This window comes from Thiomonas sp. TH-17, from assembly GCF_057473305.1.
Window position 1 is genome coordinate 1 of record NZ_JBYCKI010000099.1, and the last position, 3,177, is coordinate 3,177.

3 protein-coding genes are annotated in these 3,177 nt (G+C 63.4%); 1 reads left to right on the forward strand and 2 read right to left on the reverse strand.

Translation table 11 applies throughout. The features are described 5' to 3' along the window. Both AC2VLV_RS06285 and AC2VLV_RS06290 read right to left on the reverse strand, forming a co-directional pair. The coding region (locus AC2VLV_RS06285; protein ID WP_486989155.1) for a fumarate hydratase at positions 1–1,277 on the reverse strand (1,277 nt) is incomplete at its 3' end. 60 nt (positions 1,278–1,337) lie between these two features. Next, entirely contained in the window at positions 1,338–1,988 is a 651-nt protein-coding gene (locus AC2VLV_RS06290; protein ID WP_486989156.1) for a YqhA family protein, read from the reverse strand. A gap of 191 nt (positions 1,989–2,179) precedes the next feature. Between AC2VLV_RS06290 and AC2VLV_RS06295 the strand changes: the two genes are divergently transcribed. Beyond that, positions 2,180–3,177: AMP-binding protein (locus tag AC2VLV_RS06295; protein ID WP_486989157.1), on the forward strand; the 998-nt coding region annotated here is incomplete at its 3' end.

Sequence of the window (3,177 nt, forward strand, 5' to 3'; positions counted from 1 at the left end):
ATCGCCACCGGGCCGCGTTCGCCCTTGCCGATCATGGCGATCAGCCCGGTTTGCGCGAGCATGGTCTCAGTGAATTTGTCCATGCGGGTGGCAGTGGTTGGGCCGGCCGGGCCCATGACTTCATCGCGCACCGGGTCGACCGGGCCGACGTAATAGATCACCCGGTTGGTGAAATCGACGGGCAGGGTTTCGCCACGCGCCAGCATGTCGCTGATGCGCTTATGCGCGGCGTCGCGCCCGGTGAGCAGTTCGCCCGAGAGCAGCAGGGTGTCGCCCGGCTTCCAGCTCGCTACGTCTTCTCGGGTCAGGGTGTCGAGATTGACGCGGCGACTGCGCGTGGCATCGGGCTGCCAGTGCACCTGCGGCCAGAGGTCGAGGCTGGGCGGATCGAGAAAGGCCGGGCCGCTGCCATCGAGCACGAAGTGGGCATGGCGGGTGGCGGCGCAGTTGGGAATCATGGCCACCGGCTTGCTGGCCGCGTGGCACGGGTAGGTCTTGATCTTCACGTCCAGCACGGTGGACAGGCCGCCAAGACCTTGGGCGCCGATGCCCAGCGCGTTGACCTTTTCAAACAACTCGATGCGCAATTCTTCCAGCTTGTTTTGCGGGCCGCGCGCCAGCAGATCGGACATGTCGATATCGTCCATCAACGCTTCCTTGGCCATGAGCATGGCCTTCTCGGCCGTGCCGCCCACGCCGATGCCCAGCATGCCCGGCGGGCACCAGCCGGCGCCCATGGTCGGCAGGGTGGCGAGCACCCAATCAACCAGGTTGTCGCTGGGGTTCATCATGATGAACTTGCTCTTGTTCTCGCTGCCGCCGCCTTTGGCGGCAACCTTCACCGACACGGTATTGCCGGGCACGAGGTTGACGTTGATGACGGCCGGAGTGTTGTCGCGCGTGTTCTTGCGGTCGAAGATCGGATCGTCCACGATCGAGGCGCGCAGCACATTGTCGGGGTCGAGATAACCCTGCCGTACCCCGGCGTTGACCACTGCGTCGAGGCCGTCGTCGAAGCCTTCCAGGCGCACGTTCAAGCCAATATCAAGAAAGACATTGACGATGCCCGTGTCCTGACAGATCGGGCGATGCCCCTCGGCGCACATGCGGCTATTGGTCAGAATCTGCGCCATCGCGTCCTTGGCCGCAGGCGATTGCTCGCGCTCATACGCGCGGGCCAGATGACTGATGTAGTCGGCCGGGTGGTAGTAACTGATGAACTGCAGCGCCGAGGCGATGCTGTCGCGCAAATCGTCGGCGCGGATAACGGGGGTCATGGTGTGAACGGTGTTTGTTGTGGGTGAAACGGCAGGCTCCGGGGTTGACAGGCGGGGGCCCTAATGAGCCGCGTCCGCCTTGCCATGGCCGAGCAGAACGGTGCGCGTCATCATGCGGTCGGTGTAGGCAATCGCAATGGCCGAGAGCAGGAACACGACATGGATGGTGGTCTGCGCCACCAGCGCCTTCACGCTGTAGGCGTCGGCATTGATGAAGGTGCGCAGCAGGTGGATGGACGAGATGCCGATGATCGCCATCGCCAGCTTGACCTTGAGCACCGAGGCGTTCACGTGCGACAGCCATTCCGGCTGATCAGGATGGTCTTCGAGGTACATGCGCGACACGAAGGTTTCGTATCCGCCCACGATGACCATGATGAGCAGATTGGCGATCATCACCACGTCGATCAGGCTGAGCACCACCAGCATGATGGTGGTCTCGGTGAGCTTGGGCGCGGCGCCATGCGCCAGAGCCTGCGCACCTTCGACGGGCAGAGGATTGCGCACGGCAATGGCTTCGAGCAGGTGCGCCAGCGACGCCTGATTGCCGAATGCCGCGCCGACCAGATCGGTGAGTTCCACCCAGAAGTGAAAGACATACACCCCGAGCGCCAGGATCAGCCCCACATAGAGCGGCAGTTGCAGCCAGCGGCTCATGAACAGCAGGCGGGGGATGAAGGGGACGTGCGGCAGATCGGGCGGACGAGGCATGGCGGCTCCGGTAGTGAGGTGGTGAACCGCGATTCTAGGAGCCTGTCATCTCGCTCCATTTCATGCCCACGCCAGCGCTGCGCACTATGCTCAAGGTGCAGCGTCAGGGCTGCGTAAGGGCGCAAAATTCAGATAGCAATGTTTTTTCCTGCGCCTTTGCGCTGAAATTTCATAATACGAAGGAGACTGTCATGAGCGACACCGCCACACACCCGCACGAACGCAAGGTTTATTACCCCCCCCAGCAAACCGTGCAGTCCGCCCGCATTTCCGGCATGGATGCCTATCGCGCCCTCTGCGCCGAGGCCGAGGCCGATTACACCGGCTTCTGGTCGCGCATGGCGCGGGAAAACCTGCAATGGCAGCATCCCTTCACCCACGCACTCGACGACAGCCAGGCCCCGTTCTACAAATGGTTCGACGATGGTCGGCTCAACGTCTCCTACAACTGCCTGGATGTGCACGTGCAGGCCGGCAAGGGCGACAAGACCGCGGTCGTGTTCGAGACCGATGACGGCACCGTCGCCCGCGTGAGCTACAGCGAACTGCTCGACAAGGTCGGCCGCTTTGCCAACGCGCTCAAGTCGCTTGGTGTAAACAAGGGCGATCGGGTGGTGATCTATATGCCCATGTCGGTCGAAGGCGTAGTGGCCATGCAGGCCTGCGCGCGCATCGGGGCCACGCACTCGGTCGTGTTCGGCGGTTTTTCAGCGCAGTCGCTGCGCGACCGTATCGAAGACGCGGGTGCCGTGCTGGTGATCACCGCCGACGAACAGCGACGCGGGGGCAAATCGCTGCCGCTCAAAGCCATCGTCGACGAGGCCCTGGCTCTCGGCGGCTGCGACACCATCCGACATGTCGTGGTCTATCAGCGCACTGGAGGCAACGTCGCCTTCACCCCCCCGCGCGATCTCTGGATGCACGAACTGTCCGCAGCCCAGAGCCCGGATTGCCCGCCGGTTTGGGTCGAGGCCGAACATCCCCTGTTTCTGCTTTACACCTCCGGCTCCACCGGCAAACCCAAGGGCGTGCAGCATTCCAGCGCGGGTTATCTGCTCTGGGCCAAGCTGACCATGCTCTGGACCTTCGACATCCGCCCGGACGACCTGTTCTGGTGTACCGCCGACATCGGCTGGGTGACCGGGCACAGCTACATCGCCTACGGCCCGCTGGCTTGCGGCGCCACCGA